Source organism: Aliiglaciecola sp. LCG003 (assembly GCF_030316135.1).
GTDB lineage: Bacteria > Pseudomonadota > Gammaproteobacteria > Enterobacterales > Alteromonadaceae > Aliiglaciecola.
Genome location: NZ_CP128185.1, coordinates 3,694,293 through 3,710,884 on the forward strand (window position 1 = coordinate 3,694,293; position 16,592 = coordinate 3,710,884).

At 43.3% G+C, this 16,592-nt stretch carries 15 protein-coding genes and 4 tRNA genes; 3 read left to right on the plus strand and 16 right to left on the minus strand.

All coding sequences use genetic code 11. The features are described 5' to 3' along the window. Positions 1-43 precede the first annotated feature (43 nt). On the plus strand, positions 44-1,090 hold the full coding sequence (locus QR722_RS16030) for an ABC transporter permease (RefSeq protein ID WP_286283951.1): 1,047 nt from the start codon (positions 44-46) through the stop codon (positions 1,088-1,090). 207 nt (positions 1,091-1,297) lie between these two features. Here the strand turns inward: QR722_RS16030 and QR722_RS16035 are convergent, their stop codons facing one another. Next, positions 1,298-2,410, minus strand: a complete 1,113-nt coding sequence (locus QR722_RS16035; protein ID WP_286283952.1) for a GGDEF domain-containing protein — start codon at positions 2,408-2,410, stop codon at positions 1,298-1,300. Between the two features lie 133 nt (positions 2,411-2,543). Between QR722_RS16035 and QR722_RS16040 the strand changes: the two genes are divergently transcribed. Both QR722_RS16040 and def read left to right on the plus strand, forming a co-directional pair. Then, positions 2,544-3,305 carry a YehS family protein gene (locus QR722_RS16040; protein ID WP_286283953.1) on the plus strand — a complete coding sequence of 254 codons (762 nt, stop codon included), beginning with the start codon at positions 2,544-2,546 and terminating at the stop codon, positions 3,303-3,305. Then, positions 3,302-3,826: a peptide deformylase gene (gene def, locus QR722_RS16045; protein ID WP_286283954.1), complete on the plus strand. Its 525-nt coding sequence runs from the start codon at positions 3,302-3,304 to the stop codon at positions 3,824-3,826. The genes QR722_RS16040 and def overlap by 4 nt, the downstream gene beginning before the upstream one ends. 362 nt (positions 3,827-4,188) lie before the next feature. Here def and tuf read toward each other — a convergent pair whose 3' ends face one another. The 15 genes from tuf to QR722_RS16120 form a co-directional block, all read right to left on the minus strand. Then, positions 4,189-5,373, minus strand: a complete 1,185-nt coding sequence (gene tuf, locus QR722_RS16050; RefSeq protein ID WP_286283955.1) for an elongation factor Tu — start codon at positions 5,371-5,373, stop codon at positions 4,189-4,191. Positions 5,374-5,431: 58 nt separating this feature from the next. Continuing rightward, a tRNA-Thr gene (locus tag QR722_RS16055) sits at positions 5,432-5,507 on the minus strand. A 7-nt stretch (positions 5,508-5,514) separates the two neighbouring features. Further along, positions 5,515-5,589 (minus strand) — tRNA-Gly (locus tag QR722_RS16060). Between the two features lie 94 nt (positions 5,590-5,683). Continuing rightward, positions 5,684-5,768, minus strand: a tRNA-Tyr gene (locus tag QR722_RS16065). A gap of 7 nt (positions 5,769-5,775) precedes the next feature. Continuing rightward, positions 5,776-5,851, minus strand: a tRNA-Thr gene (locus QR722_RS16070). A 147-nt stretch (positions 5,852-5,998) separates the two neighbouring features. Beyond that, positions 5,999-6,733, minus strand: coding sequence for a type III pantothenate kinase (locus tag QR722_RS16075; protein ID WP_286283956.1), 735 nt, complete (start codon positions 6,731-6,733; stop codon positions 5,999-6,001). After that, on the minus strand, positions 6,717-7,691 hold the full coding sequence (gene birA, locus QR722_RS16080; protein ID WP_286283957.1) for a bifunctional biotin--[acetyl-CoA-carboxylase] ligase/biotin operon repressor BirA: 975 nt from the start codon (positions 7,689-7,691) through the stop codon (positions 6,717-6,719). The genes QR722_RS16075 and birA overlap by 17 nt, the downstream gene beginning before the upstream one ends. Then, the gene (gene murB / locus QR722_RS16085; RefSeq protein WP_286283958.1) at positions 7,688-8,674 is read right to left on the minus strand and encodes a UDP-N-acetylmuramate dehydrogenase; all 987 of its coding nucleotides are present in this window, start codon (positions 8,672-8,674) and stop codon (positions 7,688-7,690) included. Before murB ends, birA begins: the two co-directional genes overlap by 4 nt. 219 nt (positions 8,675-8,893) lie before the next feature. Next, positions 8,894-11,080, minus strand: coding sequence for a S9 family peptidase (locus QR722_RS16090; protein ID WP_286283959.1), 2,187 nt, complete (start codon positions 11,078-11,080; stop codon positions 8,894-8,896). A 127-nt stretch (positions 11,081-11,207) separates the two neighbouring features. After that, positions 11,208-12,518 (minus strand): tetratricopeptide repeat protein, encoded by a 1,311-nt coding sequence (locus tag QR722_RS16095; RefSeq protein WP_286283960.1) that lies wholly within the window; start codon positions 12,516-12,518, stop codon positions 11,208-11,210. Positions 12,519-12,530: 12 nt separating this feature from the next. Further along, a complete protein-coding gene (locus tag QR722_RS16100) occupies positions 12,531-13,139 on the minus strand; it encodes an energy transducer TonB (protein WP_286283961.1) in 609 nt (202 codons plus the stop codon). 6 nt (positions 13,140-13,145) lie between these two features. Beyond that, positions 13,146-13,547, minus strand: coding sequence for an ExbD/TolR family protein (locus QR722_RS16105; RefSeq protein ID WP_286283962.1), 402 nt, complete (start codon positions 13,545-13,547; stop codon positions 13,146-13,148). Between the two features lie 29 nt (positions 13,548-13,576). Then, positions 13,577-14,098, minus strand: a complete 522-nt coding sequence (locus QR722_RS16110) for a MotA/TolQ/ExbB proton channel family protein (protein ID WP_286283963.1) — start codon at positions 14,096-14,098, stop codon at positions 13,577-13,579. A 4-nt stretch (positions 14,099-14,102) separates the two neighbouring features. Further along, the gene (locus tag QR722_RS16115; protein ID WP_286283964.1) at positions 14,103-15,479 is read right to left on the minus strand and encodes a MotA/TolQ/ExbB proton channel family protein; all 1,377 of its coding nucleotides are present in this window, start codon (positions 15,477-15,479) and stop codon (positions 14,103-14,105) included. A 13-nt stretch (positions 15,480-15,492) separates the two neighbouring features. Further along, positions 15,493-16,260 (minus strand): DUF3450 domain-containing protein, encoded by a 768-nt coding sequence (locus QR722_RS16120; RefSeq protein ID WP_286283965.1) that lies wholly within the window; start codon positions 16,258-16,260, stop codon positions 15,493-15,495. Positions 16,261-16,592: the final 332 nt, after the last annotated feature.

Here is a 16,592-nt window from a genome sequence, read left to right on the forward strand (position 1 = left end):
ATATGCACAATCTGTTGATGTTGGCTACGTAAGCAATGATAAGATGATATTGGCTGTCAATCGAATGGGTGATGAGCGGGAGAGCTTGCGCCAGGAATTGCTAAACCTATCAGGAATAACATCTGTAGTTTTCTCATCAGAAGCACCGACACAAGATAATGAAAACAACCGCCATTTCAAGCTCCTAGACGCAGATCAAAATAACAGTCAGAGCCAGCTGTTGAACTATCACAATATGGACTACGGTTTTTTTGAAGCGTACCAAGTTAAGCCTCTTGCCGGACGTTTGTTTGACCAAAATTATGGTTCTGATGAGATATCAACAGTAGAAGATGGTCAACCAGCAGGCAAAGCCAGCGCCATTTTAAACTACAGTGCTTTAGCTAAATTTGGCTTCGCCAACGCACAGCAAGCGGTTGGACAGACAATAGAAGCCAACATCAGAGGCCAACAACATTTTGAGATTATTGGAGTAATCCCTGATATATATTTTCGTTCGATAAATTTTGGTATTCGTCCGTCGGTTTACACACTCAATCCATTGCGCTTTTATGTTGCTAGTTTGACGTTTGAGACCAATAACCCCGCTCAATTGCGCATACAGATAGAGCAGATATGGAAAAAACATGTACCAATGCAACCTATCAATCTGCAGTTTCTAGACAGTATGATGGAAGCGCAGTACAACGATGAACGCATTCAAACTCGCTTGTTCTCAGCATTTTCGCTTCTGGCGATAATCATTGCCTGCTTGGGCTTATATGGTCTGGCGGCCTTCACAACCGAACGCAGAACCAAAGAAATTGGTATTCGCAAGGTTATGGGGGCTCGAGTAAGAGATATAGTAGGATTATTAATCTGGCAGTTTTCTAAACCCGTGCTAATCGCAAACTTAGTTGCATGGCCAATTGCCTCGCTGGCAATGCTAAATTGGTTGGAAAATTTCTCCTATCGCATTGACCCTCTTTGGTTAATTCCTATATGTTTGACGGTTGGATTATCACTTTTACTGATTGCATGGATAACTGTAGGTGGCAATGCCGCTAGTGTTGCTAGGGCTAATCCGAATAAAGCACTTCGACAGGATTAGAGTGGTGGCGCGTCCATCTATAGACGCGCCCTATTTACTTTATTAAAGTCGGCTTTATGCTGGAGTAATTTAACTTAGAACACAAATCTGACAAATACGTGTAGGCGATGGACGGGTAATCAAGCCCTGATTGGTTCAAAGTATTTGTATTGTCGTAAACAACTGAACAAAAGTGAATGGCGGTCAAGGTTCCCTCTTCCCCCATCACTAAATTTTTGAGTTGTTAATGGCAGCATCCATGCTATTAATTTGATTCAGCGTTTTAGCGGTACAACGACTGTCTTCTGCACCTACCACCACATTTCGACCGGATTTTTTTCCCACATACAAAGCTTCATCAGCCGCTTGGAGCAATTGCTCGGTACTTTGTATTTCACTTCCTCGTAAACAACAATAGCCAATCGAAACTGTAATGGGGACATCTTCACCTTCGAACTCCATTGATATCTGTTCGATTGACTGGCGAATTTTTTCTGCCACTAAGTGAGTTTGAGATTGGTCCACGTCGTTGAGCACTACTAAAAACTCTTCACCACCATAGCGCCCCAAAGCATCAACATTTTTCCGCGTGTTTTGCTTTAGGTTTTTGGCAATTTGTTTTAAACATTCATCACCAAATAAATGCCCATATGAATCATTGATTATTTTAAAATTATCAGCATCAATCATTAAAACCGATATCCAACTTCGCTCATCTGGGCTATTGAGGATTGAATCGTCTAGGAATTCGATAACGCTTCTTCGATTATAAATTCCCGTCAACCCATCGATAGTCGCCTGCAATCTCAATTTATGACTGAGTTTACGACTTAAACGGTCAAACTCAATACCAAAGAAGCAACTTAGTAGAGCACTCAAACACAACCAAAATGCCCTTGAATAGGTTTTCGACTGAGACAAATTCTCAGCCGCATAATTGGGAAAATCATGCTCAAATGCCACCATAAGCAAAATCACTACAATCAAGAAAAAACTCGAAATGAGTGTAGTTCTTGCATTGGTTAGTAAGCAGATAACCACAGGTGTAATGGGCAAAAGTACTGCAAATTGGCTATTCACCCCGCCGGAGATAATAGTTAGCGGCAAAATTGTCGCGAAGCCAATCGCGATAAGCATATAGGCGTGAGATACGCTGGGTTTGGTGTTGTTAATATACAGATAGAGTAATCCTAACAACACACAGTTCAGTACACCAACCAAGGTAAAAACGATGCTTTGATTAACTAAAATGGGTCGAAAAATGGTCGCCACAATAACCAGAATTAGCATATAAAATGCGGTTTTTCGGGTCAGCAAATGTCGAGTTGTATCTATATTCATAGAAAATAAGTCATCCTTGTGCCGCGAACTGTTTAAATGTTGTGCCTAGCTATCCTATCGTTAAGTTGAAGCTGGGGTCGAGTTTTTTTGTCGCGAATCAACAGTATTTGAACCAAAAAAATGTAATCCCTGCATGCAACCAATAGGATCCAACCCTTTGGTCAATGTAATCTGCCGATTTCTGAACCACTATTTACCTTGCATTGATATTTTACATATTGAAAATCAGAACTTTCAGGTAGAATTAGCCATTATCTTTTATCAGGCCCTGTTTATGAACCACAATGACGTTCTTCGACGCCTTCGCTATGCATTGCAATTGAATGATGAAGCTACCATCAGTATATTTGCCTTAGCCGACCACGAAATGGATCGTGATTATTTAAAAAGTCTGATGAAAAAAGAAGAAGAAGATGGTTTCTTGCCCTGCCGCGATAAAACCATCAGTCTGTTCCTAGATGGCTTGATCATTAAAAAGCGTGGCAAACAAGAAGGTGTCGAGCCTCAGGTTTTGAGCGGGTCACAACGCCTATCTAATAATGAAGTATTGCGTAAAATTCGCATCGCTATGTCATATCGAGATGAGGATATGATCGCAGTAATGCAACTTGCTAACTTCAGAATGAGCAAAGGCGAGCTCAATGCTTTATTCCGAAAACCCGACCATCGTAACTACAAAGAAGCCGGTGACCAAGTGGTACGTAACTTATTAAAAGGGATGGTAATCAAATTGCGTCCTGATAGTGCGAAGACGAGTACAGCGAATGCTGGTGATAAAAAATACGTCAAAGCACGTCCTGCCAAAGCTCCCATAGCTGATAAGAAAGTAGAAGGAAAGCCAGTTGATAAAGCTAGCGAGACTACCTCAGTCTGGGGCAAGGTAAACAAAAAATGAAGATTGCCTTAATCGGCGAGCCCATTTTAAGAATACCCGCTGTCAGTGTGAATGTTGAGGATATGCTAACTGACAATTTCTGTAGCTTTATCCATGCCCTTAAATCTACTATGCTGGAATCCAACGGAATTGGGATTGCAGCGCCGCAAGTGTTTGATCCTCGCGCCATCATGATTATCGCTTCCCGCCCTAACGAACGCTATCCAGATGCTCCCAACATGGAACCTCTGGTATTGATTAATCCTAAGGTCATAGCCAGCAGTGAAGAAAAATGCGCTGATTGGGAAGGCTGTTTATCGGTACCCAATTTACGCGGCAAAGTAAAACGTCATCAATGGATTGAAATTGAATATCTCGCTGAAAATGGAGATATAACCAAGCGCTTAATCGAAGGTTTTGTGGCGCGAATTTTTCAACACGAATATGATCACTTAATTGGTAAAACATGGTTAGACCACATCGAATCCACAGATGACATCATGGCGGATTCAGTTTGGCGACAAATGAAACCTCTTAACTGAAGCAAAAACCTTTCCCGCTAAACCAGACTGCAAGCCTCTATCTTCCTATCCCAGCATATCCAACACAAAGATGAAAACCCGTAGCGAACAAAATCATATATAACTTCTTGTATCTTATCGACATATTTTATCTGGACAGGCATGTTATCTAATCTGGACAGCCATATTGATTCATTAAAAAAGTTTTAAGGTGGGTGTCAAAATAAAGAATAATCTGCTATCTGGACAGGCATGTTGTGCTATCTGGACAGGCATGTTAATCCTAGCTGTCCTGAAAGCGTCTGGTGCTTGGTTGCTTGCCGATAAGCAGACATTAAAAAAGCTGCACTAGGCAGCTTTTTTTGGACTCGCGTGAACTTAGATTAAGCGATAATCTTAGCTACAACACCAGCACCTACAGTACGACCACCTTCACGGATAGCGAAGCGTAAACCTTCGTCCATCGCGATAGGAGCAATCAACTCAACTACGAATTTCAAGTTGTCACCTGGCATTACCATTTCTACGCCTTCAGGAAGCTCTACAGCACCTGTTACGTCAGTTGTACGGAAGTAGAACTGTGGACGATAGCCTTTGAAGAATGGAGTATGACGACCACCTTCATCTTTAGACAATACATACACTTCTGCTTCGAATTTAGTGTGTGGGTTGATTGAACCAGGCTTAGCCAATACTTGACCACGCTCAACGTCATCACGCTTAGTACCACGTAGTAGTACACCAACGTTCTCGCCTGCACGACCTTCGTCAAGCAATTTACGGAACATCTCAACACCTGTACAAGTAGATTTAGTTGTGTCGCGGATACCTACGATTTCAACTTCTTCACCTACTTTAACGATACCCTGCTCTACACGACCGGTAACTACTGTTCCACGACCTGAGATTGAGAATACGTCTTCGATTGGCAAGATGAATGGCTTATCAATTGCACGCTCTGGATCTGGAATATAAGTATCCAGTGCTTCCGCTAGCTCAATGATTTTACCTTCCCATGCTTCATCGCCTTCCAACGCTTTAAGCGCTGAACCTTGAATTACTGGTAAGTCGTCGCCTGGGAATTCATATTCAGTTAGAAGTTCACGAACTTCCATTTCTACCAATTCCAACAACTCTTCGTCGTCAACCATGTCACATTTGTTCATGAAAACAACCATGTAAGGTACGCCAACCTGACGACCCAACAAGATGTGCTCACGTGTTTGTGGCATAGGACCATCTGTTGCAGCAACTACCAAAATCGCGCCGTCCATCTGTGCAGCACCGGTGATCATGTTTTTCACATAATCCGCGTGTCCTGGGCAGTCAACGTGTGCGTAGTGACGAGCTGGAGTATCATATTCAACGTGAGACGTTGAAATAGTAATACCACGCTCACGCTCTTCTGGAGCGTTATCGATTTGATCGAACGCTGATGCAGAACCACCATAAGTTTTTGCTAGAACAGTCGTGATTGCCGCTGTTAGCGTCGTTTTACCGTGGTCAACGTGGCCAATTGTACCGACGTTTACGTGGGTTTTAGTACGTTCAAACTTAGCTTTTGCCATTTTAAATTTTTCCTAGCAAAGTAATTAAAAAACCAATTCATTGAAATGGAGAGAAAAATGGTGCTGATAGGCAGATTCGAACTGCCGACCTCACCCTTACCAAGGGTGCGCTCTACCAACTGAGCCATATCAGCACTGTATTGGAGCGAGCAGTGGGAATCGAACCCACATCATCAGCTTGGAAGGCTGAGGTAATAGCCATTATACGATGCTCGCAAACCTTTTCTCTGTCCACCTCGTCGAAAAGTGGTGGCGTGACACACCGCGTCACAACCTGCACTTGATTTAACCTGCAAGTGCACAGTAAATATGGTGGAGGGGGCAGGATTCGAACCTGCGAAGGCTGAGCCGGCAGATTTACAGTCTGCTCCCGTTGACCGCTTGGGTACCCCTCCAGATTGATGGTGCCGACTGCCGGAGTCGAACTGGCGACCTACTGATTACAAGTCAGTTGCTCTACCAACTGAGCTAAGTCGGCACTGCATCAAGTGGGTGCGCATTCTAGAGTAATGATCCCATGGGTGCAAGAGGGTAAATCCAAAAAAACACTAAATTTAGCGGAATTTGTTAAATTACTCTGCCGATTGGACAAAAATTCAACGGCAATGCCCACTCTAGGGCATATTTAAGCGAATCGACTCAACCCTTCTAGGACTAAATTGGGCTTTATTTCAATTGCAGCACGGGAAAATTTTCCGAGTAATTTCGCATCGCCGCCACAAATAAAAACTTTATATTCATCGCCATACTGTTTAAGCATTTTTTCTGCGCTACTGATAAATCCCTCCAACATGGCCAAGCAGCCAAAATTTACGCAATCCTCAGTCCCTGTTCCAAATTGTAAGTTTGTGGGAATTGCTTCATTTGAAAATACTTTAGCAGCTCTTTGACTGATCACCTCCTTTTGAAGATGGAATCCTGGTGCTATCCAACCACCAACATGTTGGTTGCCAACTAATACATCACAGGTTGCTGCAGTGCCTAAATCTATTACAGCGACAGGTAAGGCGGTATGCAGTCTAGCACCTAGTACCGCTAGCCATCGGTCGATACCTAAATTTTGATATTGTTGATAAGCACATTCAATACCAAATGCACGTGACTCGGTGACAATATGCTTGCAAGTTTTATTTTGCTGTTCAAGCTGGGTAAATAATTGAGCTAACACTTGGTCTTTTTGTACCGAGGCGACAACAACTTCGTCTGCTTGCATAATCGCTAATTTTAGTCCCTCTAAGTTCTCACAAACCTTCGACTCAATAGGCGCTCCCTCACCAGCGATGAATGAGCGGTCCACTAAGGCGAACTTTATCCGACTGTTTCCGATGTCAATTAGTAAGCTTTTATCCTGCCCTGACACTAATCTCACCTCCGTGAAAAGGACGAACCTCACCATTATGCTCTAGCAAAAGCGCGCCATCTTTATCAATTCCTCTGCATATACCAGTCAATTTTTTGTTACCTATTGTCAGCGTCACCGCCTGATCTGCAAAAAAGTCGAGTTTTTTCCACTCTGCAATAACCGGCAGCAAACCTTGTTGTTCAAATTGCCGTAGCGAGGTGGTTAGCTCATCAATGATGTTGGCGGCTAGAAAATTACGGTCAAATTCACCGCCCGTAGCTTTAGCCAAATCAGTCCAAGGTTGATCAATGGTAATTTGATGTTCTGGCAAATCAATATTCAATCCAATACCGATGATGCAGTCACAGGCCGCACCCATTTGCCCTTCTACTTCAACCAGAATACCTGCCAGCTTCTTACCCTTAAGATAGATATCATTTGGCCACTTCAGTTGGCAATCTGCTACGCCTAATTTGGTTAAGGCATTAACCACCGCAATACCTACCGCTAAACTTAGCCCTCCAATGGCCTGATACCCACCCGGAAATGACCAAAACATCGACATATAAATACTAGCACCGTATGGCGATACCCAGGTTCTACCGTGTCGACCCCTCCCAGCAGTCTGGGCTTCTGCCAAACAGACATAACCATTACTTGGCTTGAGACTCAACTCTTTCAAATATTGGTTGGTGGAATCAATCACATTGAGCACGTTAATTTGTGCAGAGTAGTTTGGCGTTAGATTAGCAATAATTTCGCTGTGTTTTAGCAAAGAAAGAGGCTTAGCTAACCGATAGCCTTTGCCTGTCACACTGAAAATGTCCAATCCTAGATCCGTCAACGCTTTTACATGTTTAGACACCGCAGAGCGGCTTACGCCTAACTCTTGGCCAAGTGTTTCACCGGAATGAAAATTACCGTCCGCTAAACGCTGTAACAGCACAGTTCGCGAAAGATTAGTTTGATAATTCATAATTCAATCATACCTTTACTGCCGACCAAACGAACTTCGTTTTCTAATTTTATCGAAAAGGTAGCTTCAACTTGGTGCTGGATTTTTCGAGCTAGAGTTAACAGTTGAGAACCTGTTCCTGTGCCATCGTTGGTTAAGACAAGAGCTTGGGTTGGATGGCATTGGATCCCACCTTCTTTTTGGCCTTTGAAACCCAACTTGTCAATCAGCCAGGCTGAAGGCACCTTTACACTTGTTTGGTCCACTTCATAACACGGAATGTCATGCCATTCACATTGCAATGCCGCATAATGCTTTTTACTCACAAGAGGATTTTTAAAGAAGCTGCCTGCATTGCCAATTTGCCTAGGATCGGGTAATTTCGCACTGCGAATTTGTATGACTTTATTGAATATATCTAGCGCGGTGGGTTCTTTTAACCGCTGTAATTCGCCATAAAATGCAATTGGCACCCATAGCTTCGGGATGCGCAACACCACTTTAGTAATAATAAATTGGCCCTGCATATCGCGCTTAAAAACGCTGTCTCGATAGCCAAATTTACATTCAAGTTGCGAAAAACGGCGTTTCTGCAGACTGCGGATGTCAATAAACTCAACACTTTCTATAAAGCGATTAAGCTCAACACCATAAGCACCTATGTTTTGAATGGGTGCAGCCCCCACCGTCCCAGGAATTAAGGCAAGGTTTTCTAAGCCATAAAGGCCATTTTCCATGCAAAAACACACCAGTTGATGCCAGTTTTCACCCGCACTTACCGTTAATTGATACTCGTGTTCCAACTCAGTTAGCTGTTTGCCATCGGATTCTATCTTCACGATTGTGCCGTCAAAATCCTCGAGAAAAACACAATTACTGCCTTGGCCTAGAATCCAATATGGCTGTTCCAATTGGCACAAGTCATTGAAGTTTTCATCAAGGATGAGGAGATTTCTAGCATGATTGTTAAATCCAAATGTATGTAACGATTTAAGTGAATACAACGTTGTTCCGCAGTAGTTTTTAAGTAAGTTTAACCAACCCTAAGTGCTTATACCAACATTTGGCAGATATAAGCACTTAAGCAAATAGACACTCTTAACTGTTTCGGGTCACACTCGTAAGCCGTAACAAGCGTGAGTAGTCATAACATGATTAGAAAAACATTTTTTATGTTCAATAAAAAAGGTGGCTATTGCCACCTTTTTAACTTGGCATTATGCTTATTTATCTATCCCATGAGCTTTTAATACAAAGGCGAACTCTTCAGCGTAGTCACGTAACCTACCGTAACGACCACTGTTAGAGAAATGCCCTGCGCCCATATTGATGCGCATCATCAACAGGTTGTCATCGGTTTTTAATTCGCGCATTTTGGCGGTCCATTTTGCCGGCTCCCAATAAGTTACGCGAGGATCATTGATACCACCGGTTACTAACATGGGCGGATAATCTCGGGCTGCAATATTGTCGTATGGCGAGTAGCTTTGGATCAAGTCAAAATCCTTGGCGCTTTCGATTGGATTACCCCACTCTTTCCACTCAGGTGGAGTAAGCGGTAAGTTGGCATCCAGCATGGTATTTAGTACATCTACAAAGGGCACACCTAAGATAACTGAACGCCACATCTCAGGAGCTTGAATGACCGCAGCTCCCATTAGCTCACCACCCGCACTTCGGCCTGAAATAGAAATATTTCCTGCTGTGGTGTATTGCTCCTGAACCAAAAATTTAGCTACATCAACAAAATCATTAAACGTATTGGGACGCTTTTCTAATTTACCATCTAAATACCACTGATAGCCCATCATGTCACTGCCTCGGACATGAGCGATTGCATACGAAAAGCCACGGTCTAGCAGTGAAAGGCGCATGGTAGAGAAGCCTGGAGAAATGGTGTAGCCATAGGCACCGTAACCATATAATGCAAGTGGATGCGAGCCATCTTTGGCAAAGCCTTTTTTATACACTATGGAAATGGGGATCATTGTGCCATCACGGCCCGGAGCCATTTTGCGCTCAGTAACATACTCAGACTTATCATATCCAGATGGGATTTCTACTTCTTTGCGAGTTTCAAGAGATTTAGTTTTTAGATTGTAGTCGAACACCGTTTCTGGCGTCACCATTGACTCATAATCTATACGCACAAAGTCTTGCTCAAACTGAGAGTTATTACCTAAAGAGGCGGCATAGACATCTTCTGGGAAAGCAACATCATGCATGTCGCTCTGATAATTGCGGATCCTAATTTGTTCAATGCCATTATCTCTTGCATTAATCGCGATGAAATTTTTAAAGGTCTGCATCCCCAAAAGATATACGCTGTCTGAGCCGTCAATTAAACTCTGCCACTTTGCGTAATCTGGCTCAGCAGCATCCACCGTAGCTAGACGGAAATTGGTATGGGTATCATTGGCCAGAATGTAAAATTGTCCATTAGCGTGATCAATAGAATTTGAAAACCCCTGTGTTCTTGAGACCAATAACTTTGGTTTTGCATAGAGATCATCAGTAGGCACTACATGTGTTTCTTGCACTTCGCGCTGACTACTCACCAGTATGATGTACTTGTCGTCGCTACTCATGTCAAAACCAAGGAAGAAACCTTCATCTTGTTCGGCAATCATCACTTTATCAGCTGATTGGGGTGTACCAAGCTTGTGTACATTGACGCTTTCCGTCAGCCATTTGCCCTCTTTTAGTTTTGCATACACTAAAGTTTGGCTGTCAGCACCAAACGCTGCACCGCCTTGTATATCAGTGATTTCGTCTTCTAAATATTCTCCGCTTTGTAAATCTTTAACACGCAGCAAATAACGCTCGTCGCCATTAGTGTTGAAAGAATAGGCTAGATAACGATTGTCCGGACTGATATCCCAGCCACCCAGTGAAAAATAGTCGTAATCTTTGGCTAGCGCAGTCTCGTCTAAGAAAACAGTTTCTTCGCCAGTGGCTAAATCTTTGCGGCTACGAGTACGATATTCTTCACCTTCACGATAATACCAACGATATTCATAACCGTTATCAATCCAAGGAACAGAGCTCTCCTGCTCATTGGTGCGTCCTTTAAATTCTTCAAACAAGGTATCAACAAGAGCTGTATGAGGAGCCAAAAAAGCATTGAAATATTCATTCTCTTTGGTTAGATAGTCGATGATAGGCTGGTCGTTAACCTCAGGGTAACCAGGATCTTTTAACCAGTTATAAGGGTCATTCACGGTTTTGCCATGATATTGCGCGGTATAGTCTTGCTTCGGGGCAACAGGAGCAGGAATATCTAACTGTTTTATTCTCGTAACACTAGGCATTTCGATTTGTTTGGCGGTACTTTGCATTTCTGATTCTTTTACTGGTGAGCAGGCCGACAAAAAGGCCAAAGGAAGAGCGAAGATTAATATATTTCGCATAGCGGTAAAGTCCCTGTTTTTTAAATTCGTCACCCCATGATACGTGGGGACGGTTTAAATACAAAACAAAAACGCCGCAAAATTGCGGCGTTTTAGCGAAACTGTACCTTTTCAAGGAAATTCCAGATTAGGAAGAGCCTAATTCTGCTTGCAACTGTTCTTTTGAAGACTTCTCAGATTGCACGAACTTGCGCCATTGTTGAGCCATCCCTCGACTCGTCGGGTGCTTCTCTGCCTCTGCCAACTGATTTAAAGCATCAACAAAACGTTGATTGTTAAAATATGCCATGCCCAACACCAAATGAGTTGTACCTTGATTACGCAAACCGCCTTTGTCTAGCGCGGTTAATGCACTTTCGATGGCCTCATCATAACGCTCTAAATTGAGAAACAACTGACTTAACTGCGCGTCGAGTTCACCATCCTCGGATAACGCCGCCGCCGAGCGCATAACAGGTACTGCGTTTTCATTTTCTTTGGCTAAGGTCCAGCTTTGCGCCAAAAATTTCAAGTTACGTAAGTTCTTTTCCAATAGGCCATTTTGCATGGCTTGTTCCATCAATCTGGCGCCTTTATAGGGCACCTGATGGTAATAATAGAGTTGCGCCAAGTTGAAAATATCAGAGGCTTTGCTGATATAGTCTTGTTGATAGGCTGATTCTAATACCGCTAATTGTTTTTTCTCTTCACCAAGTTCACCGTACATGCCGGCCAATTGAATCCAGTAATCCGGTCGGTCAAATAACTTAACCATTTTTTCGAGTACTTTTGTGACCTTTTGCGGCTGTTTCAATTCATAATAGATAGCACGTTGTAGCACGTACCAGTTTTCGTCAACTTTATAGCCTTCATCACTGGTTTCTTGCTGCTCAATAGCTTGATTAATATAGCCGGATGCCGCTTCATAATCTTTTTTCTGATACATAGCTTGAGCCTTAAGCACCAAGTTTTTTACCGGAAGTTTGCCTGCTTGGAGGTTTTCCCATCGCTCTAGATATTCGATGGTTTTATCATAGTTGCCACGCATCATATGCAACTGAGCCAAGCTGAACAAAGTACTCTGTTCGAATTTTTCAGGGATCGGCTGTTGCGCGACTACGTTTTCAAAAGATTCAATGGCCTTGTCAAAATTCTCGGCGTTGTAGTAAATAAACCCGTAGAAATTTTGCAACATGGCGATTTCATAACTGTTCATTGAGGTTTCTTTACTAGCCACTACATCAAGTATATCAAGGGCTTCTTGAGTTTTTCCCTCGTCAGCGACTGATTGCGCCCGGGCTAATTGGTCATAAACCCGGGTACGCATGGCAGGCGTGCGCTTGGTCTTCTTGTCACTGGCTTTTTCTTGGGCGATAACCACGCTTGACAGAGTCAAATTGATAGTCGATGCCACCAAGGTGGTAGTCAAGACTGCTAGAATGAATGGAATTGCTTTCATGTTCGCCTCCTGTTAACCATCAATCTGGAAAGTAATACGGTTTTGCACACCAGATACTTCTGTCGGCTCACCGTCGATGACCCGAGGTTTGTATTTAAACTTCATTGCCGCATCCACTGCCGCTTGATTGAAAATATCCGGTGGTGTGGCTTCGATTACGCGAATATCTTTCACTGAGCCAAGTTTGCTCACAGTAAATTCAACTATCACAAAACCTTCAATACCTCTAGATAATGCACGACGGGGATAAACCGGTGCTACTTTTACTATCGGCAAATATTCACCATCACCTGATTCCAGCGCTAATCCACCACCTAGGGCGATATCTCCACCCACGTCGGCTTCAAAGGCTATACCTGAGCCTTCCGCGTTAGGAGTAGGGGTGTCCATTTGTGGCTGCTCCATCTGTGGTGGCGGCTCTTTTGGCGGAGGCGGCTTACGAGGTTTACGGTCTTTAGACTCAACCGCTTCCTCTTTCTTCAATCGAATAAAATCCAGTTGCGCGCCCGGTTTAGGGTCATCTAGCGTTTGATCACCACTGGCTATCAAAGCTTGCATCAAAAAGAACAAGCTGACGGTGATAAAAAACGCTAAAACAACTGCCAGAAGTAGTCTTGCCATTATAATCTACTCTTGTGCTGCAATAGACACGTCATACACACCCGCTGCTCGCGAGGCGTCCATAACTTTAATAAGAACTTCCGTGGTCGCTTTTCTGTCAGCTTGGATCACCACTGTTCCTTGTGGGTTCTCGGCTTTAAGACGCTCAATATTGGCTTGTACTGCGCGTACATCAATGCGGCGCTTATTAATCCAAATTTCACCCTTGTCGCTGATTGCAACAAGTATATTCGCTCGGTCTTTTTTCACCGCAGTAGCGGCGTCAGGGCGATTCACATCAATGCCCGATTCTTTAACGAAGGATGCGGTCACGATAAAGAAGATCAACATGATAAAGACCACGTCCAACATTGGTGTCATATCAATTGTGGCTTCTTCTTCTTCAACTAAATTCTGAATTTTTTTCATAAATAACCCTTCTCAACTCGCCATTTGGCTTAGCGTTGAACCTCTAATGCGTCTTCTAAATGCAATTTTTCAGTCTTAGCTGTACGTGTTAACCATGTTGATGCGAATACACCAGACAAAGCGCCAACCATACCTGCCATCGTTGGAATGGTCGCCTGGGATACACCAGCCGCCATAGAGCGAGCATTACCGCCACCAGATATCGCCATTACATCAAACACCACTATCATTCCGGTTACGGTTCCCATCAATCCTAGCAATGGGCACAAGGCAACCAGAGCTTGAATAATCGGTAAGCTAAAACGTAGTTTTAAACTCACACGGGAAATCATCGCCTGCCGAATTTGCTCAGCGTTCCACGAGCTACGGTCACTTCGTGCTTGCCATGCTTCGATAGTCTGTTTTTTAAATTGCTTGTGACCAAAAGACACATAAAAGATCCGCTCGAGTATCAATATCCACATCACGAAAATTAGCCCACCGATGATCAGCAGGATAATCCCGCCGGTCTCGGTGAAGTCTCGGATTGATTCAAAGATCTCAACAAACATAATGTTATGCCTTAGCGCCAGTGTGCCTTTCAGCACGCTCAGCAATTACACCTGCGGCTTGCTCTTGCAAAATCGCCACAATGTTTTTGCTTTGGGTGCTAAGCAGTGCATAAAGCAAGGTAGTTGGGATAGCCACAACCAAACCTAATACCGTGGTGATCAATGCTGAAGATATACCGCCAGCCATGATCTTAGGGTCACCGGTACCAAACAAAGTAATTTGTTGGAAGGTTACAATCATGCCCGTTACCGTACCAAGCAAACCACCCAAGGGCGCAACCACTGAAATCATTTTGACCAAGGTAAGGAAGCGACCTAATTTAGGGACTTCGCCCAAAATGGCCTCGGTTAGATGCAGTTCTAAGGCCTCAGTATCCACATCAGGATATTTCTCTTTTACTTTCAATACCCGACCCAATGGATTGTTTGAGGACAACTTATCAGATTTCAACTGTGCGTTAACTTTTGCACCAATCATAGTCAGTACGATGAAACGCCATACAGCAACCAAGATACCTACTGCACCCACCGCAATAATGATGTAACCGACCAAGTCACCTTGATGAATTCGTTCTTCTAAGCTAGGGGCTTGAACCAACAAACTTAAGATTGTGCCACCAGTGGGGTCAAGGCCAAACTCGACCAGTTCACCATTAGAATCTTGTAAGTTTTGCGCACTGTTCATGTAACGGTCAGCAGGTTGACGAATAAGCTCGGCCACCGTATTGGTTTCACCTTCATATTTTAGATACATGCCATCTGCTACTAATGCGAAGGGTCCAACACGAACCACCTCTTTATTAACTTTAGCGCCACCGGCTTCTACCACATCGGTATTGAATTTGGTAACCTTGCCGCTTTCGGTCATCTCTCGCTGGATCTCAAACCAAACACGCTCGATTTCTTCAATCGTAGCAAGCTTAGAACTGGTGCCCATAGATTGCGCCATTTTATCTAAGAAGTCAGAGCGACCAGGCATCTGTGCAGACACAACAGAGTTGTAAAATTTGTTCTTGGTGTCACCAGCTACTTGCTGCAAAACCCCAAACAACTCTTTCAATGAGCCCAAACGTTTATCCAGTGCTTCATTTAAATCGGCTAATTTGAACTCATTTTCTTCAAACTGGGTTTCTAGCTTCTCAGAGCTTGCAAGTGTCGCTGTGCGCAATTTAGCCGCGTCACGTAACATTTGGTCTTGCTCAGAACGCATCTGTGCAAATTCTTTCTCACGTTGCGAATTCTGTTGATTTTGTTGGAATTGACCTTGCTCCAACTGCTTTAACAGTGCATCTAGATCCAATGGTTTGCTCTCTTGAGCAATAGCGCTACCCATGAAGGTTGCGACCAAAAGAACTGCAGTATTTCTAAGTAATTTTCTCATGCTATGGAATCTCTCAGTCTGTAATCGCAACAGGCAACATCAACAAGTCAGGTGCCATTTGTTTCTTGGCCATACGCAACCCCTTAGTAACTTGGGTACGATAGTCAGAAGAAAGCTCTTCCCACTGGCGTGTCTGTTTATTCCAGATACCTTGTTTGCTAGCGTCTCGGGTTTGATATATCAACGCAGTACGACCGATGCGTAAGAAGTCAACATTACGCTCTTGCCCATCAATCAGCTGTAGGCCGGGGTAAGATTCCAGTGTGCGGCCGTAATCCATTTCAACCTGATAGGCCTCCATCACGCGACGAAACTTTTCTGACGGCGCAACGTCGGCGCGATCCATCATATTGCGTAAATCAATAATTCGATTGGCACGCTCTTCGGGTAGAAAAGGCATGTCTAACTCTACGAATTGGCCTAAACCATCAATCATGCGAATCATCAATGGGGTAATTTGACGTTCAATTACGCTGACTTCGTCAATGGCCGCATTCAAATCAAGCATCTCTTGATCTTGATTGGCGATTTGCTTTTTAAGTTGGTTGTTATAAACCAATAAACCTTCAATTTCTTTATTGATAGTTTTGAACTGTTGCAGCTTGTTATCAATCTGATCAGTAATAGTATTGATCTTAGATTGCGACGTGGCCGCTGATTGGTTTATCTCTGCAGCAGCTGCTAAAGCAGGCTCCAGATCTTTATCCTGCTGTGCGGTAGCTGTTGTACTGGCCATTAAGCTGGCGAGTAATAAAGCAGACAGCGTATTTATAAATTTCATACAATCAAGCCCTAATGTGGAATCAGGTTGGTAGCTCACCAACAATAAAAACTGCGGCAAGGATAGGGCTATTGTGTGACAGTATTATTACAAAATGGTAGTGAATTTGCGGACTGATTTAGAGTACTGATTTGTATAGGAAAATTAGTTTTAACTTGCTGTTTTATATATAGTTAATTTTCACTCCCTGCTATTTAGTAGAATTTTCGTTGGTTTACAAGGTCCCTCTTCAATGCCCAATTGGTCTGGGCTAGATGACGGTTTTGTTACAACAGGCAGGTTCTGTTTATAGTGAATGAATTGCCTAACCAGGCTGAGCACTATCAATGAAC